Below are 19,789 nucleotides of genomic sequence, written 5' to 3'. Positions count from 1 at the left end.
ATTATGGCCTATATTACTTTAAGGGACGTCCAGCTTGCATTTGGCGGACCTTCCCTACTCGACGGCGCGAACTTCAGTTTAGAACGTGGCGAGCGAGTGTGTCTAATCGGTCGTAATGGTGAAGGTAAGTCTACTTTACTTAAACTGATTGAGGGAACTTTATTGCCAGACGGCGGTGAAGTTTCATTACAAAATGGCATTACGATTTCAATGCTTGCGCAAGATGTACCCATGGATTCGGGCAAAGTTGCTGATATTGTTGCCGATGGTGCAGGTGAAGCTGCTACTGTACTGCGTGCTTATCATGAAGCCAGCGAAGCCTGCGTACTTGGTGATATGGACGCCTGTGAGCGCATGGGTAACCTACAACATCAGATGGATCAAATGGATGGCTGGTCACTTGAAACTAAGGTGAATGCTATCCTCAGTAAAATGGGCCTAGACCCAGAAGCTGACCTTGCAGATTTGTCTGGTGGTCGTAAGCGTCGTGTTCTATTGGCACGTGCTCTCTTAACGCAGCCCGATGTCTTACTACTCGACGAACCAACTAACCATTTGGACGTTGAAAGTATTGAATGGCTCGAAAAATTCCTGCTTGATCAAAACAACTTAACCCTGTTGTTTATTTCGCATGACCGTTCATTTGTCGACAGCATCGCAACCCGTATTGTGGAACTTGACCGCGGTATTTTGCGTAGCTATGAAGGTAACTATTCACGTTACCTCGAACTCAAAGCTCAGCAAATGGAAGCGGAAGAAAAGCAAAATGCACTATTCGATAAAAAACTCGCTGAAGAAGAAGTATGGATTCGTCAGGGCATTAAAGCGCGTCGTACCCGTAACGAAGGTCGTGTTCGTGCCCTAAAAGCATTGCGTGAAGAGTCTAAAGCACGTCGTTCACAACAAGGCAAAGTGAGCATGGCAACGCAAGATGCGCAGCGCTCAGGTAAAGTGGTCTTTGAAATTGAAAACTTAGCTGTGCAATTTGGCAACAGTGCGCCAATCATCAAAGACTTCTCGGCACTGGTATTACGTGGTGACCGTATCGGCTTAGTCGGTGACAACGGTGTGGGTAAAACCACTCTTATCAAAGCTATTTTGGGTGAGCAAGAACATACTGGTACAGTAAAAACAGGTACACAGCTTGAAGTTGCTTACTTTGATCAGCTTCGAAATGCACTTGATCTTGAAAAATCAGTGAAAGATAACGTCTCTGAAGGCTCAGACCATGTCGATGTAAACGGTAGCCGTCGTCACATCTACAGTTATTTACAAGACTTTTTATTCTCTCCAGAACGCGCACGTACACCAGTTAAAGCACTGTCTGGGGGTGAGCGTAACCGTATTCTGTTAGCGAAACTGCTACTGAAACCATCGAACCTGATTGTGATGGACGAACCGACCAACGACTTGGATATGGTAACGCTTGAACTGTTGGAAGAAATGCTCAGCGCTTACAAAGGCACACTGTTACTGATTTCGCATGACCGTGCCTTTATGGACAACGTGGTGACGTCGACTTGGGTCTTTGATGGTAAAGGTCAAATCGATGAATACATCGGCGGTTACCAAGACTATTTGGAACAGCGTCCAGACCAAACTGTCGTTGATCAAAAAAGCGATGTGAAAAAAGCCATGGCTAAAGCCGAAGCAGCGGCTGCCGCTGCGGTGCCTAAAAAAGTCAAGCTCAGCTATAAAGACCAACGTGCCCTAGAACAACTGCCGACTGAAATTGAAGCATTGGAACAAGAGCAAGCTGAATTGTCTGAAAAATTAGCTGACGGTTCTTGGTTCATGACTGACGCCGATGCTGCGACCAAAGCATCACAGCGTCTAGCTGAAATTGATGACGAAATGCTAGAAAAAATGGAACGTTTAGATGAGCTAGAAACGCTCGCAAAAGGCTAAGCCTACAAATATTCCGCAAAGAAAAAGCCGTATTTCGATACGGCTTTTTTTTGTCATATGACTCGGCTGAATTATTAGATCGGATAACTCAGTTTCAAATTGGAGTATACAGCGTCTGTAAAGACGATTCCGCAAATGTGAAAAGCTTGCTATGGTGACGTTCAATATAAGATTGAGTCACGAGCATGCAAATTTCAGATCAAATTGTCTTGGTTACAGGAGGCGCACGTGGCCTCGGTTTGGCAATTAGCCAAACTTTAATAGCTGAAGGCGCACGCGTGGTCGTGAACTATCTATCCAGTCAAACTGCGGCAGAACAGTTGGCGACCGAATTTCCTCAGCAAGTGTTTGCCTATGAAGCAGATGTCACAGATAAAGCTCAAGTAGAACAGCTTTTTGCCGCAGCAGAAGCACATTTTGGTACCGCGATCACCTCTGTCGTAAATAATGCCCTCATCCATTTTCAATTTAATGGCGATGCCCGTCCTAAAATGGAAGAACTGACTGCACAACACTTACAGCAACAGTTTGATGGCGCAGTCGTCGCTGCACTCAACACCACTCAAGCAGCGCTTCCCAAGATGAAAGCACAGGGTTTTGGTCGCATTGTCAATATTGGTACCAACCTGGTACAAAACCCTGTCGTGCCTTACCACGACTACACTGCAGCAAAGGCAGCACTTTTGGCCTTCACCCGCACAGCGGCGCATGAGCTGGGTGAGTTTGGGATTAACGTCAATATGCTTTCAGGCGGCTTATTACAAAGTACCGATGCCAGTAAAGCGACACCCGATGCCGTGTTTGATTTAATTGCGGCATCAACACCTTTACGCACAGTGACCACGCCTGAAGAATTTGCTGCGGCCATCATGATGTTCTTGTCCCCTTACTCACGTGCGGTCACAGGGCAGAATTTGATTGTCGATGGCGGTTTAGTCAAAGGTTAAGTCTGATGCAGCATGAGGTTGAACTTTCTCTTTCAATTCAGCTTCATGCTAAACTGAACCCTATTTTTTAATCTTTGATTTAGCCCTATGAGTCAAAAGCCAACATATCAACCCGGAAAATTCCAATGGTCTTTCTTACTTCCTCAGTATTGGGGAATTTGGATAGGGATTGTATTTCTTATGATTTTGGCGATTCTTCCGTGGGCAATTCAGTATCGACTTGGGCAATTCCTCGGTTCTGTCGCATTTAATAATCTCAAATCACGTCGTAAAACCACGATTCGCAACATGGAAGTTTGCTTTCCTGAATGGACGGCAGAACAAGTTGAGGCCAATGCACGACAGGTTTTTATCGACCAAATGATTGGTATTTTTGAAACCTTAAATGCATGGTACAGCCCGCAGTGGTTCAAAAATCGGGTGCAAATTGAAGGCTTAGAACATATTCAAAATGCACAAGCTGAAGGCAAAGGTATTTTACTCCTCGGCACACATTCTACCCTGCTCGATGCTGGTGGCTATTTATGCGCACAGTTTTTTGAGCCGGATGTGGTTTATCGTCCGCAAAATAATCCGCTGTTGGATATGTTGATTGTGCGTTGCCGTGCCACCATCTATGCCAACCAAATCGACCATGATGATATGCGTGGCTTGATTCGCAATCTGAAAAATGGCCATGCCATTTGGTACAGTCCCGATCAAGACTTTGGTTTAAAACAAGGGGTCATGGCTCCGTTTTTTGGTACTCCCGCAGCCACTGTTACTGCGCATCGTCGCTTATTAAAAATTGCTAAAGCGGTAGCGATCCCATTGTATTTTTATCGAGACGGCGACATCAGCAACCCTCAATATCATGTGCTGATTGAACCTGCTTTAGACAATTTCCCGAATGACGATGAAGTTTCGGATGCTATTCGAACCAATAAAATTATTGAAAATCAGCTACGAATCGCACCGACGCAATACATGTGGTTCCATCGCCGTTTTAAAACACGCCCACAAGGCTATGACAAAATCTATTGAGTTCAACTCAGCACATAAAAAAGAGAAATGCTATGAAAGTAATGCAGCTTTTACCTGAATTGAACAGTGGTGGTGTCGAGCGAGGAACCTTAGAAATAGCTCGTGCTTTAGTGACCGCCGGTCATGAGTCCTTAGTGGTTTCAAATGGTGGTCGCATGGTAACTCAATTGGAAGCTGAAGGTTCAACTCACCTCACGCTCGCAATCCATAAAAAAGCCTTATCAAGCTTATGGCAAATTCGTCCTCTACGTAAACTGATTGAGCAACATCAACCAGACATCGTGCATGTGCGCTCACGTGTCCCTGCATGGCTCACGCATTTTGCCCTCAAAGGGATTCCTGCAAACAAACGACCTCACCTGATTTCAACTGTACATGGTTTTTATTCGATTAATCGCTATAGTCAAATCATGACGCAGGCTGAAAAAGTTATTGCGGTCTCGGATAGTGTTGTCAAATACATCACGGACAACTACAAAAACTGTCCTACCAAGGACATTGTGCGTATTTATCGTGGCATTGACCCTGCGGCTTTTCCACATGGCTATCAACCCTCAGCACAGTGGCTCAATCAAACCCTAAAAGATTTTCCTGAACTAGAAAATAAGCGTCTGATTTGCTTACCAGGCCGTATCACCCGTTTGAAAGGTCATGAAACCCTGATCCATTTAATGGAACAGCTACAAACACAGTATCCCGACGTACATGCGGTGGTGGTCGGTGGTGCTGATCCGAAAAAAGCGGCTTATTTACAAGAAATGCAAGACAGTATTGCGGCTAAAGGGCTGAGTGATCGGATTACTTTTGTCGGTCATCGTTCAGATATCCGTGAATGGTTAGCTTTTAGCGATTTGGTTTTATCTTTGTCGAGCCAAGCGGAAACCTTTGGACGGACTGTACTCGAAGCACTGTCTGTAGGTACACCTGTGATCGGTTGGAACCGTGGTGGCGTAGCTGAAATTTTATCCAATGTCTATCCGCAAGGTTTAGTCACTGTCGATGATGAAACCCAATTACTCGAAACCTTAAAGTTGCATTTAGACCAACCACAGCAGGTACAGCCTATCAGTATGTTTAGTTTAAAAGAGATGTGTGATCAGACTTTAGCGTTGTATACGCAAGTGGTCTCTCAGCATTCAGCTTGATTGATTACACGCCATAGATCTTTGCTGTGCAGGATAACGCTCTGGAAATCTTTTTAATTCAGCAACTAGATCAGCATCTAGAAAGGATATTGTGAAATGCACAATATCCTTTTTTATTATGAACGACTCAATGGTTATTATGAATGACTCAATGGTGATTCAACCCTTCCATACACGGTATCGGGCCATCAACCAAAGGATAAGCGGCAACAACATGACGTTTAGAATATGTTTCAAACTTTGCCCTATACGCCAATAACCTCTATCTAAAATGTCATGCCGTGCATTAAACAATTCCAATCCCACTGCGACGACCACAACCGTCCAAATCGCATAAGGTGATTTCAATTGGCGGTGATGGCAAAAGGCCACAAAAAAGAACAGTATTAAGCCAAGGTAAATGGAAAGTGCATCGGTGGATAAGTGTGTAATCTGCAATATTTTTTGGTGCCATTCGGACAGCATAGAACGTCTCATACCTATATTTTTATTGGAAATTCATCGTTTTTTTCTTGGCACACTGTATAAAGAAATTGATCAAAAGAAAAGCAAAAAATTCTATATCACAAAAGCAAAACCCGAGTTCTGCATCCTGCAAAACTCGGGTCTATGAGGTTGTGCTTTCACAAGTATTCTTTTTATTTTTTATTGGCTTTCCTTTCCTGCATCCGTTCCGTGATGCTTCCATCGGCTTCGTCTTCCTTAGTGGGATGTTCCGTTCCCAGTTCCATGTGCCGATGATCAAAGAATAAGTCAATACACTTGACCTGACCATTCGTCAGAAGCCGAAAGCTGTGTAAGCTATTTCTTACACTTTTCTCTTAAATCAAACAAAATCAAGGTGCCTTCGTACTATCCTTATAATCACGGGCGATTTCATCGGTCACAATCTTCTCCTCTTTCTCAGCTTTTTCTATACCCTCCTGAATTGCCTCTTGCGCTTCTTGTTCATCTTCATCTGTTTGCTCTAATTCTTCTTGGATTTGCTCAAACACCCTATCTGTTTGCAGCACCACATAGACTGGAAAATGGTCTGAACCGATATTGGGCAAGCGTTCCATATGTACCAAGGCAAAATCTGTACTATGAAAAATATGGTCGAGCGACCAACGCAGCAGTGGATAATTGGCATGAAAGGTATTTACGAAATGCCGTCCAACACGTGGGTCTAAAAGCCCACTGATTCGTTGAAAGAGTCGTGTAGTACGTGACCATGCCACATCATTCAGGTCCCCCATAACGATGCAACTTTCATCTAAATCTTTAATCTGATCGCCCACAATCAGCAATTCTGCATCGCGTAAAGTTGAATCTTTGGCTTCTGTTGGACTTGGCGGTTTGGGATGTAAACAATACAGTTGAACCTGATTTCCTGATGCTAAGGTGACTCGGGTATGGATCGAAGGAATTTCATCACTGAGAATAAATTTGACTTCAGTTTCACTAAGTTCTAACTTGCTATACAAATGCATGCCATACAAATTATCCAAAGGTACGGGTACGCGATAAGGATAATCAGCTTCAATCACTGCCAATTCATTTTGCCAAGTTTGATCTGTTTCTAGCGTGAGTACTAAGTCAGGTTGATGCTTTTGTATTTGTGCCAATAATAAGTGATATTGAGTATTCGGCGTAAGTACATTTGAGACAATGATTGAAATTTGTTTCTGTTTATCTAACTGGTCTGATCGAACTTTTTTGACTTGTTTTTTCCAAATAAAGGTATAAGGCAAAACCATTTTTAATTGATATGCCAAGGCAGCAATCAACCCAATTAAAATGATTTCACGCGCCAAGTCCCATTCAGCATTCCATAAAATTAAGCCTATGAAGGCAAATATGCCCAAAGCCAAGATTTGCAGACGCGGAAAATCTGCACCACGAAACCACCATTCATCTCGTGGTATGAGTGACCAAAATGTCAACCAAATGACGAAGCCAGCCAGTATTTCAATCCAAATCATTACGCCTCCCTTATATTCTTTATTTTTTATTGATTCATAAATTTATATCAGTTTTGCATGTAACATAAACAAGATATATTGCACAATATTATTGGTGTTTTCATTATGTAGCGCTTGCAGTTATGCGCCCTTTTGGTACACTCGAACCCCCTTTTTATTTTTTTAACGCACCGAGGCAAAGTGACATGAAAGTAGGTCTGGTCGGTTGGCGCGGGATGGTTGGTTCCGTCCTTATGCAACGTATGGTTGAAGAAAACGATTTCGCTCATTTCGAACCGTTTTACTTTTCTACCAGTAATGCAGGTGGTGAAGCCCCTGCGTTTGGTGGTAAGACTGCCCCAGCACTTATGGATGCAACGGACATTGATAGTCTGAAGCAAATGGATGTCATTATCACCTGCCAAGGTGGCGATTATACGACTGAAGTTTTTCCTAAGCTTAAAGCTGAAAATTGGAATGGTTACTGGATCGATGCTGCATCGACTTTACGTATGGATGATGAAGCGATCATCGTACTTGACCCAGTAAACATGAACGTAATCAAAGACGGCTTAGTGAAAGGTACAAAAACCTTCGTGGGCGGTAACTGTACCGTTTCATTAATGTTAATGGGTTTAGGCGGTCTATTCCAAAATAATTTAGTGGAATGGGCAACCTCAATGACATATCAAGCGGCATCTGGTGCAGGCGCGCAAAACATGCGTGAACTAATTTCAGGGATGGGCTACTTGTACAACAACACCAAAGACTTGCTGGATGACCCACGTTCACCAATTTTAGATATCGATTCTAAAATTGCACAGTTACAACGTGGCGAAGGTTTCCCATCTGCAAACTTCGGTGTGCCTTTAGCGGGTTCTCTCATTCCTTATATCGACAAACAGCTTGAAAGCGGTCAGTCGAAAGAAGAATGGAAAGGGCAAGTTGAAACCAACAAGATCTTAGGCAACCAGCAAATCGTTCCAATCGATGGCCACTGTGTCCGTATCGGTGCAATGCGTTGTCACTCACAAGCATTGACTTTAAAACTTCGTAAAGATGTTCCACTGGATGAAATCGAAGATATCATCGCAAGTGCCAACGATTGGTCTAAAGTGGTTCCAAATACCCGTGAAGCGTCAATGACTGATTTGACTCCTGTTGCTGTAACAGGCACCTTGTCTGTTCCAGTTGGTCGTCTCCGTAAGCTCAACATGGGTAAAGAATACCTAGGTGCATTTACTGTAGGTGACCAATTGCTTTGGGGTGCTGCTGAACCTTTACGCCGTATGCTAAGAATTCTCATTGATTATAAAAATGCTTAAGCATTTTTAAGTCTCTGAACAGGAAGCCGATCACAATTGATCGGCTTTTTTATGTAACTGTCGTGTAAATATTTTACAATTCTTTGACAACTCGCTAATCTATAATTTTCGCCATGCGACATATATTCGAGCTAAAGATTAAGATGACCGTATATAACAAATTAAAGATCGCCATTTTAGCCGTTATTGCATCTCAAAACATTCAAGCGATCAGCATTGATCCTGTACAAGTCCAGTCAGCACCCGGGGAATTGCTGTACGCTGAGATTCATTTTCGCCACTCAAATACATCTGTGCCGCTCAGTGCAAGTTTAGCCACGGCAGAAGATTTGTTGAGTATGGGTACAGGGCATCAACCACCGGGACATTTAAACTTCTTTACGCGTCGTGATGGTGCGGGCAATGGGGTAATTACCATTACCTCTTCGCGTCCAGTGACCGATGCTGAGCTTAATTTTATTGTTAATATTAAAGAAGGTAATGCTTCACGCCTGCAACAAATTCGTACCCCATTAAAACGCAATCCAACCACATCGAATGCGAATCAAACCGCCAATGAGCGTGCTTTAACACCTGTCGTGATTGTAAATGAAAAAGAAATTGCCTTAAATTTACCTGTTAGCACCCTCTACACCGCAAAAGCACCTGTAGCTGTAGAACAACCCTTACTACTCAGCACCAAAACACCGCCGAAGTTAGCACAATTAGCAACGTCAACGCCTGTTGCGATTGAACCAGTCACGCATGTGCAAAATTATAGCGTTGCACCTGCGGAGCAAAATAGCGCAAGTACTTCATCAGGTTCTGAAACATCAATTTCGAAAGTTACAAAAACCAATTCGACCGGCTCTGTCAGTTCAGAAATGCAAGCCACACAAACTGCAACAACATCAACTGCAAGATCTCAAGACCCATTGGCACAAAAATTTGCTGCGGAGCAGGCAGCACAAAAACGTGAAAATCCAACAACGACAACTCAAACAGCATCTACACCAAAACCAACAAGTACTGCAGCTGCATCAACAGCAACACCTGCGGCAAAATATGTGGTTCGCTCAAATGAAAGCCTTTGGGGGATTGCCTCACGTATTGCGACAGAACAAAACCGCACTGTCTCTGAAGTCATGCAACAGATTAAAAACAGCAACGAACATGCATTCATTCAGGGCGACGTAAACCGTCTGCGCCGTGGTGCGGCATTAAATCTGCATGGTATGCAGCAAGCAAAACAGCCTGTAAAAGTCTCTGCGGCAGAACTTGCCAAAGTGCCTTCGAAGCAGTCAGGCAAAACCAAATACCGTTTGAATCAAGCTGAAATGAGTCTGGTGGCAGAGAAAGCGCAAGATTCGGCACAATCTTCTGCCAACAGTGCGGCAGAAAAGAATAAAACTTCGAAAGAGTTGTCATTAAAAGTTATGACATCTCGTGAAAAAACCGTTAAATTACAGAGAAACGTAACTCAATTAGAATTGGCGCTAAATCAAAAGGATCACAGAATTCAATTATTAAATGCTCGTCTTGCTCAACTGCAACAACAGTTGAAAGCTCAACAAGCAGATAAAAGAAGCCAATAAACTAAAACGTTACCAATCAAGATTTTATAGAGATGAGTGCAACTTTATATCGCTCTATCTCCAAGGGGTTAAAACATGCTGATTTATGTGATTCCATTAGTGATCTTAGTGATCGTATTGGTTTTTTTAAACAAACGCCAAAAAGATCAAGAATCAGATAAAGCCAAACCAACATCCACTAAAACCAAGAAAACGGGTGTTTCAGCTAAAGCGACTCCGAAGAAAACTCAAGTGGTTGAAAACAGTGTCATTGAAAAAAAATCAATGACGCCATTAACGACCGATGCTCGTGGCAAAATTGAAAAATTAATTGCAGAACGTAATTTCTTTTCTGCTGAAGCGCAAATCAATCAATCATTAAAACGTGATAACTCACAACATGAGTTGTATCTATATCTCTTAGATATTCACATTTTACAAAAAGACGAATTTGCCATCAGCCAATTGCTGAGCCATATTCGTTCACTTGAACTCGATGAAATTTTAGAACAAGCTGAAGCAAAAAAAGTAGAGTTTGAAAATTCTCAAAATGTAAAAGATGATGCCATTAACTTTGTATCACCGATCACTGAAGAGGCTCCATCAAAAGCTCAAAATACCTCTGATTTTGATGCTTTAATGCAAAGTTCAACTGCTGCACCTGTTGAACCCAAAGCAGCAGAAATTAAACCTCTAGATTTTAATTTCACCACTGAAACGCCAGCAAAAGCAGACATTTCAACCCCAGTTGAAAGTGCGCCTGCTGAAAAAATACAGACGCTTGAATTTGACACGCTTTCAATTTCACCAGAACCTGCACTTGAAGCAACACCGAAAACTGAAGAGATTGCTCAGCCATCTCCTGCCGTTGAAGAAATCAAACCGATTGATTTTGTAATGGACTTTGCCCCAAGCACTGAAGCTGCGGCTGAAACCAAAACAGAAACTGTAGAAGAAAAAATCGAGCCTTTAGATTTTTCATTTACAACAGAAACATCGGTTGTAGAAGAAAACAAAGTTGAAGCTCCAACCTTAAACTTTGACTTAGGTGCTTTTGAAACAGCAAAAACAGAAGAAGCGGTTGTAGCTCCTGCAACAGAGTTTAACTTACAGTCTACACCTGAAGAAAAACCTGCCGCACCTGCTTCAAGTGGTGTGAGTTTTGACATTAGCGGTTTAGGCACACCGTCAACCCCATCTGCTACAGACCAAAACGATCCATTGGTTCAATCTTTCCCTGAACTGGTTGAAGTCAATGAAATTGAATTGAATCTTGAATTGGCAGCGCAATACATCAAACTAGGTGCTTATGACGCTGCACGTGAAATTTTAACTGAAAAAGAGGCTGAGTTTTCTTCAGCTCAACGTCAACAAGCAGATCAGTTACTGAATCAAATCGCATCTTAAACAAAAGCGATTTAAACTAAAGCAGTCTTTCAAGGCTGCTTTTTTTATGATGAAAAAAATTGCTCTTATTTATATGGGTGGTACTTTCGGTTGTATCGGTGAACCTTTAAGCCCCATGCCAGCGAATGCGTTTTTACCTAAATTACAGCATGTGCTGCCACTGCACCTAAACATTGAATGTTTAGTCGCACCTGTCATTCGTGACAGTAGTGCCTGTACGGCGCCCGACTGGCTGGCACTGATCCAACAAATTCAAAGTTTACAATTACAACAATTTCAGCATTTCGTAATTATTCATGGCACAGACACGCTTAGCTATGCCAGCGCCATGCTTGCACACTTTATGGGGCAGTCTGCTCATATCGTGCTTACAGGCAGCCAATATCCGCTGTTTAATGTGGCTGGTGACAACACCCGTGAATTTACCGATGCCATCGACAATTTAAATTTTGCATTGGAATCGGTACACCAATCCAGTGTTGGGGTTTATTTGGCCTTTCATCATCAATTAATACATGCTCAATCCGCACTAAAAGTACATACAACCGATCTGAAAGCCTTTGATGGGCTGCCAGCCACACAGCCACTTTCAATGCTGACATCGCCTTATATTGTTCAAGCCAATGATTTAGACAAAGCGGCTCATTTCAATTGCCTGAATTGGATGTGGCAACCGATAGCAACTGATCTACACAGTCAAAATTTAGCCGCCCTGCTTACACACACGCCAGATGTTTTAATTCTGCAAGGTTTTGGCACAGGCAACATTGCCGTTGATGCTGAGTTACTCAATGTATTGAAGGCTATACAACAAAAAAATTGCAAAATTATTTTAAGTACACAGGTTGTTCATGGCGGTATAGATCAACGCTATGCTGTGAGTGACTGGGTCAAAGACAGTGGAATATTACTAAGCAATTGTTTGGGTCATGCAGATCTTTATGCCAAATGTTTGAAAATGTATTTACAATACGGCAGTGCCGCAGACTGGACTGCGCATTGGAACGATTAAGTCATTTGAGGTAACTATGCAACGTTTTGCGATTGGGATTGAGTTTTGTGGCATGCAATACAAGGGCTGGCAAACTCAGCAACCGGGCGTACCAAGCGTGCAAGAAACCATTGAAACCGTCCTCAGTAAAGTAGCCAATGAGCCGATCATGTTGCATGGCGCTGGCCGAACAGATGCCGGCGTCCATGCAACCAATATGGTGGCACATTTCGATACTCAGGCGATTCGCCCCATTCGCGGATGGTTAATGGGCAGCAATAGCCAATTACCCCGTGATATCTCCATCCAATGGATTAAGGAAATGGATCAGGACTTCCATGCCCGCTTTAAAGCGCAAGCACGTCGTTATCGCTATGTGGTCTATAACAATCCACAACGTCCAGCTTTATTACATAAGCAAGTGACCCATGTTTATGCCAAGCTAGATGTACTGAAAATGCAACGTGCTGCGGCCAAATTTGAAGGCACTCATAATTTCGAAAGCTTCCGTGCCGCAGCGTGTCAGTCCAATCAGCCCGTTCGTCATGTCAGCCATTGCCGTCTGATCCAACACGGATGTTACTTGGTCCTAGATATTCAGGCGGATGGTTTTTTACATCACATGGTGCGTAACATCATGGGCTGTTTATTGGAAATTGGGCAAGGTATGTATGACATTGACCATATTGACGATATTTTTGCTGCTGAAGACCGAAAAGCAGCAGGTGTCACCGCACCACCCGATGGACTATATTTTATCCATGCAGACTATCCAGCTCAGTTTAAACTTCCTCAAGTTCCGCTGGGACCACATTGGTTAAATATGCCTGAATAAACAATCCCTCCCAACCTCACTTTCACAGAGAGGGTGTTTCATTTCCGCCATTGCCAGATTCTAAAGATGAAAATCCCCCTTTGAAAAAGGGGGATTCTGTTTAGGGAAGGATTCTATCGAAGATCAACCTTAACGCTGCTTCCGCTTACGGTATTCCACGGGCGTTTCATTGGTCCAGCGTTTAAATGCGCGATAGAACGTACTTGGTTCAGAAAAACCCGTTAAGTACACAATGCGCTCCACACTTTCATTGGTATTGGCCAATAATTTTTTAGCCAAACGACAGCGATAGTCTGACAAAATTTGCTGAAAACTGGTATTGGCTTCTGACAACTGAGTCCGTAAACGACGCGGGGTAATGTTGAGCTGCGCAGCGACCGTTTCGAGTGTGGTTTCACCACTTTCTAGCGTTGAACCAATAGCACGGCGAACTTCACCGACCAAATCATAACGCGCCAACTCCTGAAGCTTTTCAATCGCCAACTGCTCATGCAATTGTAATAACTCAGGTTCTGCCTGCCACAATTGATACTCTAAAATAGCCGGATCAAAATATAATCGGGTTTCTTTTTGCCCTAAACTCACAGGACATTCATAGACACGGAAATACTCATCATCTGGCGCGCCCTGACTAAAGTTAAAGTCGATATAAATCGGCTGAAAACGCCCTTCAGTAATAAACTTAAAGAAACGCAAAACACCGGACATCGCGCATTCAGAAAAATGACGATTCACGATATTTTCTGCCCAAGGCTGATGACCATTGGTCAAATAGCAGCGGTCATCTTCAATCACCAATTGCGCATGAAAGGCATCGCTAATTAGGCGTTGATAGGCCAAAGCCCGCTTTAAACCTTCACCGAAATTCTCAGATGAAATAAATAAGTGTTCAATCACCTGCCCTCGATATAAAGGCAAATGCTCTCCCAGATGCAAACCAATATCAGGATCCTTACTGACTTCTTCTGCAGCCACCCAGAATGCAAATTGTGCATTCAATGGGGTACGGTCATTGGTTTCAACCTGATTTAATGCCACACCCGCTTTTGTTAAAATTTCTTCTGTTGGCAATCCGGCACGACGAATCGCTTGATACCCTAAACGCAACACAACAGATGCATCAGTTAGCTGACCCACTCCAGAACCTTCCTTGTATGTACTTCATTTATACCTAAAAAGATTGATTTTAGATTAACTGCGATTGACCAAACTGACAACAGTTACTGCACATTTTTTGTTGAAAATATTTAACTGAATTGTTCGCTTATTTTACTGACAGTCGATCAGTTCAAAGCCTTTTACGGCTTGTATTCTGAAAAAAAATTGACTATAATTTGCGCCTTGCTAATTTATTCATTCAGGTAGGCTATGGCCAATAAAGAGGAACTCATCGAGTTCGAAGGCGTTGTCACCGAGACGCTTCCTAATACTATGTTCCGTGTACGTTTAGAAAACGGTCATGAAGTGATTGCTCACATCTCTGGCAAAATGCGTAAACACTATATCCGTATTTTGACTGGCGACAGTGTTAAAGTAGAAATGACACCTTATGATTTGACTAAGGGTCGTATCACTTACCGTGCGCGCTAAGTTTTAGCGAAGCGAAAAAGCCACTTTATAAGTGGCTTTTTTTGTATTTATTTCAATGCAATGATAAAAATTGACTGCAAATTTGCTTTCCTTTACAGTCTAAAAACATAAAAAATTCGATTATAAAATTCAAAATATAAGGACATAAAATCATATGAAACATCTAGGATTAATCGGTGCTATCTTTTGTGTTGCTTGCGCCACGACAGGCCAAAAGCAACTCAATCAATCCCTACAACACTATATTGGACAGCCAGCTGACCAAGTCCGTAAAGAGCTCAACTTGAGTCAATTGGGCTACAAAGTGATGGGAGCACCTGTACAAAGCAATGAAAAACTTAGCTATACCATTTTACGCTCGATGCCAATCCCGATAGGTACACCGAATATCGGCACCAGTATAGCCATGGGCGCCCCTATCCCAACGCCGTCTAAAGGTGGTGTCACTGTCGATATGGAATGTAAAATCGAGTTCAAATTACGCAATCAAATAGTGGAATCTATTAACTATGTTGGTAAAGCTTGTTGATCCTGCATTAGAATACTAGAGGCTAATCTTGCTCGGATGACCGTGTATCAAATGACTACAGTGTTATACAGAGCGAACTGACTAAACTGAATTTATTTCGTGAGGAACTGACCCATGGAATTTATTTTAGAACATCAGGTTTACAAAGATCAGCGTTTTATTCGCCCAATATTGAGCATGGGATGCGTTCTAAGCATTGTATGGTTGGCTGGTTGTACCACGACATCAACGATATCCTCCGTTGAACGTGAACGCTATTTAGCCTCATTTATTGGTCAATCGAGCCAAACGATTCAAGCAGAACTTAATCTCAGCAAACTCGGCTATCAAAGAACCTCTCCCATAGAGGTCAGTTCTGACTACCTCCGTTATCGTGTCGCACGCCCGATCAGTATTCCTTTACCGATGGCTGAAAATCCCGCAATGGGCATGGGCAGCGGCGCTGCTGTGCCGATTCCCAGTGGAAATACACGCTATGAGGTTGAGTTAAACTGCCTTATTCAATTTCGCATAAAGCATAATATTGCAACTGATGTCCGATTAACTGGTCGCACCTGTTAGCGCATCAATTCTAGGATTGATAATTTCTAGGCACAAAAAAACGCAGCATAAACGCTGCGTTTTTTGATTCGCCATTAGTTCAATGCAGAAACTACAGCTTGACCCATTTCAACAGTACCGACTTGAGTACTGCCTTCTGACATGATGTCACCTGTACGTAAGCCTTGATCTAAGACATTACCTACTGCATCTTCAATCGCTTTTGCCGCCGCTTCTTCACGGAAGGTATAACGTAGCATCATAGCAACAGACAGAATTGTAGCTAATGGGTTCGCAATGTTTTGACCTGCGATGTCTGGCGCTGAACCGTGGCAAGGCTCATACATACCTTTACCATTTTCATCTAAAGAAGCCGATGGCAACATGCCGATAGAACCGGTTAACATCGCCGCTTCATCAGACAAGATATCGCCGAACAAGTTACCAGTCACGATCACATCAAACTGTTTTGGCGCACGGACCAATTGCATTGCAGCATTGTCAACATACATATGAGACAAGTTAATTTCAGGATACTGCTCTTCTTTTAACGCAGTTACGGTTTGTTTCCAAAGCTCAGTCACTTCTAGCACGTTGGCTTTATCCACTGAACACACTTTACCACCGCGTAAGTTCGCCATTTCAAAAGCAACTTTGGCAATACGCTTGATTTCAGATTCAGCATATACGTCAGTATTGAAACCTTGTTTTTCGCCGTTTTCGAGTTCACGAATACCACGTGGTTGACCGAAATAGATCCCGCCAGTTAACTCACGTACGATCAAGATATCCAAACCTGCTACGATTTCAGGTTTTAAGCTCGACGCATCTGCAAGCTGCGGATAAAGAATTGCTGGACGTAAATTGGCAAATAAATTTAATTCTGAACGAATTTTTAATAGGCCACGTTCTGGACGAATTGAACGCTCAATGGTATCCCACTTAGGACCACCCACTGCACCCAATAAAATCGCATCAGCAGTCTTCGCTTGTGCTGCTGTTACATCTGGATAAGGTGAACCGTGCGCATCGATCGCTGCACCACCTAAAAGACCTTGTTCCCAAGTCAAACCTAAGTTGAATTTCTCGTTTACACGTGTCAGCACTTGTTCAGCCGCTTTCACGATTTCAGGACCAATACCATCACCTGGTAAAATCAAAATATGTTTTGACATGAGTCTTTCCATTTATACGCTGGCTTGATTACCAGTCAGATTTAAAGTTTCTTTTCTACAAACTCACCAAGTCCTGTGAGGACATTGTAGGGTCGGCAGAAACGTCGAATCGTTTTTGCACCTTGCTTTAAGTCTACACAGAGCGGATCAGGCGCAGATTTATCCAGTAAACTGCCTCTGTTTTTTGAACGCTCACGGTACATTTTAAAGGTGTACTCGTGTTTGGACCTAAAGTTGTGAATGACATGCAAGCGCTCTGCTTTTTCCTGAGAAATTGGATAATAGCGAATCACGACTTCATGCTGACCTGAAGGTACAGACAAATACAAAGGATTAGGCTCAGACAATGAACGACCATTCAACCGTACAATGCCTGCTTTAATCGCAGCACGTTGTACATGTTGATTATTTGGATCAACCACTTGTATTTGATCAAAACGCTCAAATTCACAATGCGCTGTACCTGCACAGTAAATCAGAGCATTATTTTTTGTACTTTCAGTTTCTTTCACATTTTTAATGCGTGCCGTGTCAAAGCTTTGACAGGCAGAGAGCGTTGCGAACAGCGCTCCCGTTACAACCAGCTGACCGAAGAACTTTTTCATTTTTCGAACCCAACCTGATAAATTCTGGCTAACGTATAAATTTTGTTTCGCCTGATATTAGCAAGACTTAAGCCGACTGACTACTAAGAAGTTCTACAGTGACACTGACTTAAGCTTTAATTTCTGCAAATACCCAAGGGCGAGATGCTTTGGTCTTCTCTTCATACGCTTTGATATCATCTTGCGCTTGTAGAGTTAGACCGATGTCATCTAAACCATTTAATAAACAGTGTTTACGGAATGGATCAATTTCAAACTTGAAACTTTCGCCACTTGGCGTGCGTACTTCTTGCGCTTCAAGATCAATTGTTAATTGATAGCCTTCAGTTGCAAAACATTCTTTAAATAACTGATCGACAATCTCTTCAGATAAGATCACAGGCAACATGCCATTTTTAAAACTGTTATTAAAGAAAATATCCGCATAGCTTGGTGCAATAACAGTACGGAAACCGTACTCTTCTAGTGCCCATGGCGCATGTTCACGACTTGAACCACAACCAAAGTTCGCACGAGAAATCAAGATTGAAGCACCTTGGTAGCGAGGTTGATTCAATGCAAAATCAGGATTTAAAGGGCGTTTAGAGTTATCTAAACCTAAATAACCTTCATCCAAATAACGTAATTCATCAAATAAATTCGCACCAAAACCTGTACGTTTAATTGATTTTAAAAACTGTTTTGGAATGATTAAATCTGTATCGACATTGGCACGGTCTAATGGTGCAACGATACCTTGTTCAACGGTATATTTTTTCATGTTGTTTGCTCCTATTAGAATGAACGTACATCAACAAAATGACCTGCAATTGCAGCCGCTGCAGCCATCGCTGGACTCACTAAATGCGTACGACCACCATTACCTTGACGACCTTCGAAGTTACGGTTTGAAGTCGATGCACAGTGCTCACCCGGTTGTAATTTATCTGCATTCATTGCCAAACACATTGAGCAACCCGGTTCACGCCATTCAAAACCAGCTTCAATCAAGATTTTATCCAAACCTTCAGCTTCTGCTTGTGCTTTGACTAAACCAGAACCCGGAACAACCATCGCTTGCTTAATTGTTGAAGCAACTTTTTTGCCTTTTGCAACTTCAGCTGCCGCACGAATATCTTCAATACGAGAGTTTGTACATGAACCGATAAATACACGATCCAATTTGATATCAGACAATGCTTGACCTGCATTTAAGCCCATATATTGGTATGCACGTGTCCAATCATTACGTTGCACGTCATCTTTAGCTTGTTCTAAAGTTGGTACTGCTTGAGATACAGGAATCACCATCTCAGGCGATGTACCCCAAGATACTTGTGGCTCAATCTCTTCACCTTGTAATACAACAACGGTATCAAAATGTGCACCTTCATCAGAATGTAAAGTATTCCAATATGCTACTGCTTGATCCCACTGCTCACCTTTAGGTGCGTATGGACGACCTTTTACATATTCAATGGTTTTTTCATCAACAGCAACCATACCAACACGGGCACCGCCTTCGATTGCCATGTTACATACCGTCATACGACCTTCGATCGACATATCACGGAATACTTGACCACCGAACTCAATCGCATGACCCGTACCGCCAGCCGTACCGATTTTACCGATAATTGCTAAAACCACGTCTTTAGGAGTAACGCCTTGACCCAAGTGACCGTCAACACGCACCAACATGTTCTTCATTTTCTTTTGAACTAAGCATTGAGTCGCCAATACGTGTTCAACTTCCGATGTGCCGATACCATGTGCCAAGCAACCAAATGCACCATGCGTTGCAGTATGTGAGTCACCACACACCACGCTCATACCTGGCAACGTTAAACCTTGTTCAGGCCCAACCACATGCGCGATCCCTTGGCGTACATCGTTGATGTCAAACTGGGCAACATCAAACGTTTTACAGTTGTCATCTAAAGTTTGCACTTGGATACGTGAGGTATCATCTTCAATACCCGCAATACCTTCAGCACGCTCCTTAGTAGAAGTAGGTACGTTATGGTCTGGCGTTGCAACGTTAGCACTTAAACGCCATGGTTTACGACCTGCAAGCTGTAGCCCTTCAAAGGCTTGTGGAGAAGTCACTTCATGCAATAAATGACGGTCGATATACAATAATGAAGAGCCATCATCTCGTTGTTTTACTAGATGGTCATCCCACAATTTGTCATACAAGGTTTTTTTTGTTTGGGTTTCCGCTTTTTGGGTTTCGCCTGCCATGTCGATTTGCTCCACTGGACTGGGTAAATTCTTTCGTTAAATCGATTATA

The 19,789-nt window shown here is 42.7% G+C and carries 19 protein-coding genes; 12 read left to right on the top strand and 7 right to left on the bottom strand.

Annotation, left to right across the window (positions count from 1 at the left end; genetic code table 11):
- Positions 1-3: 3 nt before the first annotated feature.
- The 4 genes from FTU13_RS11190 (at position 4) to FTU13_RS11175 (ending at position 5,023) form a co-directional block, all read left to right on the top strand.
- Positions 4-1,908 carry an ATP-binding cassette domain-containing protein gene (locus FTU13_RS11190; RefSeq protein ID WP_078192744.1) on the top strand — a complete coding sequence of 635 codons (1,905 nt, stop codon included), beginning with the start codon at positions 4-6 and terminating at the stop codon, positions 1,906-1,908.
- Between the two features lie 185 nt (positions 1,909-2,093).
- Positions 2,094-2,855, top strand: coding sequence for a 3-oxoacyl-ACP reductase (locus FTU13_RS11185; protein ID WP_180128340.1), 762 nt, complete (start codon positions 2,094-2,096; stop codon positions 2,853-2,855).
- A gap of 87 nt (positions 2,856-2,942) precedes the next feature.
- Positions 2,943-3,878, top strand: coding sequence for an LpxL/LpxP family Kdo(2)-lipid IV(A) lauroyl/palmitoleoyl acyltransferase (gene lpxL / locus FTU13_RS11180; RefSeq protein ID WP_180128338.1), 936 nt, complete (start codon positions 2,943-2,945; stop codon positions 3,876-3,878).
- 32 nt (positions 3,879-3,910) lie between these two features.
- Positions 3,911-5,023 (top strand): glycosyltransferase family 4 protein, encoded by a 1,113-nt coding sequence (locus FTU13_RS11175; protein WP_180128336.1) that lies wholly within the window; start codon positions 3,911-3,913, stop codon positions 5,021-5,023.
- Positions 5,024-5,182: 159 nt separating this feature from the next.
- Here FTU13_RS11175 and FTU13_RS11170 read toward each other — a convergent pair whose 3' ends face one another.
- A complete protein-coding gene (locus tag FTU13_RS11170; RefSeq protein WP_257226684.1) occupies positions 5,183-5,488 on the bottom strand; it encodes a hypothetical protein in 306 nt (101 codons plus the stop codon).
- Between the two features lie 371 nt (positions 5,489-5,859).
- Positions 5,860-6,987 (bottom strand): endonuclease/exonuclease/phosphatase family protein, encoded by a 1,128-nt coding sequence (locus FTU13_RS11165; protein ID WP_180128332.1) that lies wholly within the window; start codon positions 6,985-6,987, stop codon positions 5,860-5,862.
- Positions 6,988-7,172: 185 nt separating this feature from the next.
- Here FTU13_RS11165 and asd point away from each other — a divergent pair, with 185 nt between their 5' ends.
- The 5 genes from asd (at position 7,173) to truA (ending at position 13,077) form a co-directional block, all read left to right on the top strand.
- Positions 7,173-8,291: an aspartate-semialdehyde dehydrogenase gene (gene asd / locus FTU13_RS11160; protein WP_180005293.1), complete on the top strand. Its 1,119-nt coding sequence runs from the start codon at positions 7,173-7,175 to the stop codon at positions 8,289-8,291.
- A 143-nt stretch (positions 8,292-8,434) separates the two neighbouring features.
- Positions 8,435-9,865, top strand: coding sequence for a hypothetical protein (locus FTU13_RS11155; RefSeq protein WP_180128330.1), 1,431 nt, complete (start codon positions 8,435-8,437; stop codon positions 9,863-9,865).
- Between the two features lie 75 nt (positions 9,866-9,940).
- The gene (locus FTU13_RS11150) at positions 9,941-11,251 is read left to right on the top strand and encodes a fimbrial protein FimV (protein ID WP_180128328.1); all 1,311 of its coding nucleotides are present in this window, start codon (positions 9,941-9,943) and stop codon (positions 11,249-11,251) included.
- A 49-nt stretch (positions 11,252-11,300) separates the two neighbouring features.
- A complete protein-coding gene (locus FTU13_RS11145; RefSeq protein WP_180128382.1) occupies positions 11,301-12,263 on the top strand; it encodes an asparaginase domain-containing protein in 963 nt (320 codons plus the stop codon).
- Between the two features lie 16 nt (positions 12,264-12,279).
- Positions 12,280-13,077 carry a tRNA pseudouridine(38-40) synthase TruA gene (gene truA / locus FTU13_RS11140; RefSeq protein WP_180128326.1) on the top strand — a complete coding sequence of 266 codons (798 nt, stop codon included), beginning with the start codon at positions 12,280-12,282 and terminating at the stop codon, positions 13,075-13,077.
- Between the two features lie 129 nt (positions 13,078-13,206).
- Here the strand turns inward: truA and FTU13_RS11135 are convergent, their stop codons facing one another.
- Positions 13,207-14,214, bottom strand: coding sequence for an AraC family transcriptional regulator (locus FTU13_RS11135; RefSeq protein ID WP_078189717.1), 1,008 nt, complete (start codon positions 14,212-14,214; stop codon positions 13,207-13,209).
- A 231-nt stretch (positions 14,215-14,445) separates the two neighbouring features.
- Between FTU13_RS11135 and infA the strand changes: the two genes are divergently transcribed.
- The 3 genes from infA (at position 14,446) to FTU13_RS11120 (ending at position 15,757) form a co-directional block, all read left to right on the top strand.
- Complete coding sequence (infA, locus tag FTU13_RS11130) at positions 14,446-14,667, top strand: translation initiation factor IF-1 (protein WP_001284370.1); 222 nt, start codon at positions 14,446-14,448, stop codon at positions 14,665-14,667.
- A gap of 154 nt (positions 14,668-14,821) precedes the next feature.
- Positions 14,822-15,196 carry a hypothetical protein gene (locus FTU13_RS11125; protein WP_180128324.1) on the top strand — a complete coding sequence of 125 codons (375 nt, stop codon included), beginning with the start codon at positions 14,822-14,824 and terminating at the stop codon, positions 15,194-15,196.
- 114 nt (positions 15,197-15,310) lie between these two features.
- Positions 15,311-15,757, top strand: coding sequence for a hypothetical protein (locus tag FTU13_RS11120; RefSeq protein ID WP_306441925.1), 447 nt, complete (start codon positions 15,311-15,313; stop codon positions 15,755-15,757).
- Positions 15,758-15,831: 74 nt separating this feature from the next.
- On the opposite strand, the gene leuB is transcribed toward FTU13_RS11120, so the two are convergent.
- From leuB to leuC, 4 genes are all read right to left on the bottom strand, one after another.
- Entirely contained in the window at positions 15,832-16,911 is a 1,080-nt protein-coding gene (gene leuB, locus FTU13_RS11115) for a 3-isopropylmalate dehydrogenase (protein ID WP_078189719.1), read from the bottom strand.
- Positions 16,912-16,952: 41 nt separating this feature from the next.
- Positions 16,953-17,516 (bottom strand): hypothetical protein, encoded by a 564-nt coding sequence (locus FTU13_RS11110; RefSeq protein WP_078189720.1) that lies wholly within the window; start codon positions 17,514-17,516, stop codon positions 16,953-16,955.
- Positions 17,517-17,625: 109 nt separating this feature from the next.
- On the bottom strand, positions 17,626-18,276 hold the full coding sequence (gene leuD, locus FTU13_RS11105; RefSeq protein ID WP_180128322.1) for a 3-isopropylmalate dehydratase small subunit: 651 nt from the start codon (positions 18,274-18,276) through the stop codon (positions 17,626-17,628).
- Between the two features lie 14 nt (positions 18,277-18,290).
- Entirely contained in the window at positions 18,291-19,739 is a 1,449-nt protein-coding gene (leuC, locus tag FTU13_RS11100; RefSeq protein ID WP_180128319.1) for a 3-isopropylmalate dehydratase large subunit, read from the bottom strand.
- Positions 19,740-19,789: the final 50 nt, after the last annotated feature.

This window comes from Acinetobacter sp. YH12064, from assembly GCF_013419735.1.
GTDB classification, from domain to species: domain Bacteria; phylum Pseudomonadota; class Gammaproteobacteria; order Pseudomonadales; family Moraxellaceae; genus Acinetobacter; species Acinetobacter amyesii.
This window is presented reverse-complemented; position numbering and strand designations above follow the sequence as displayed.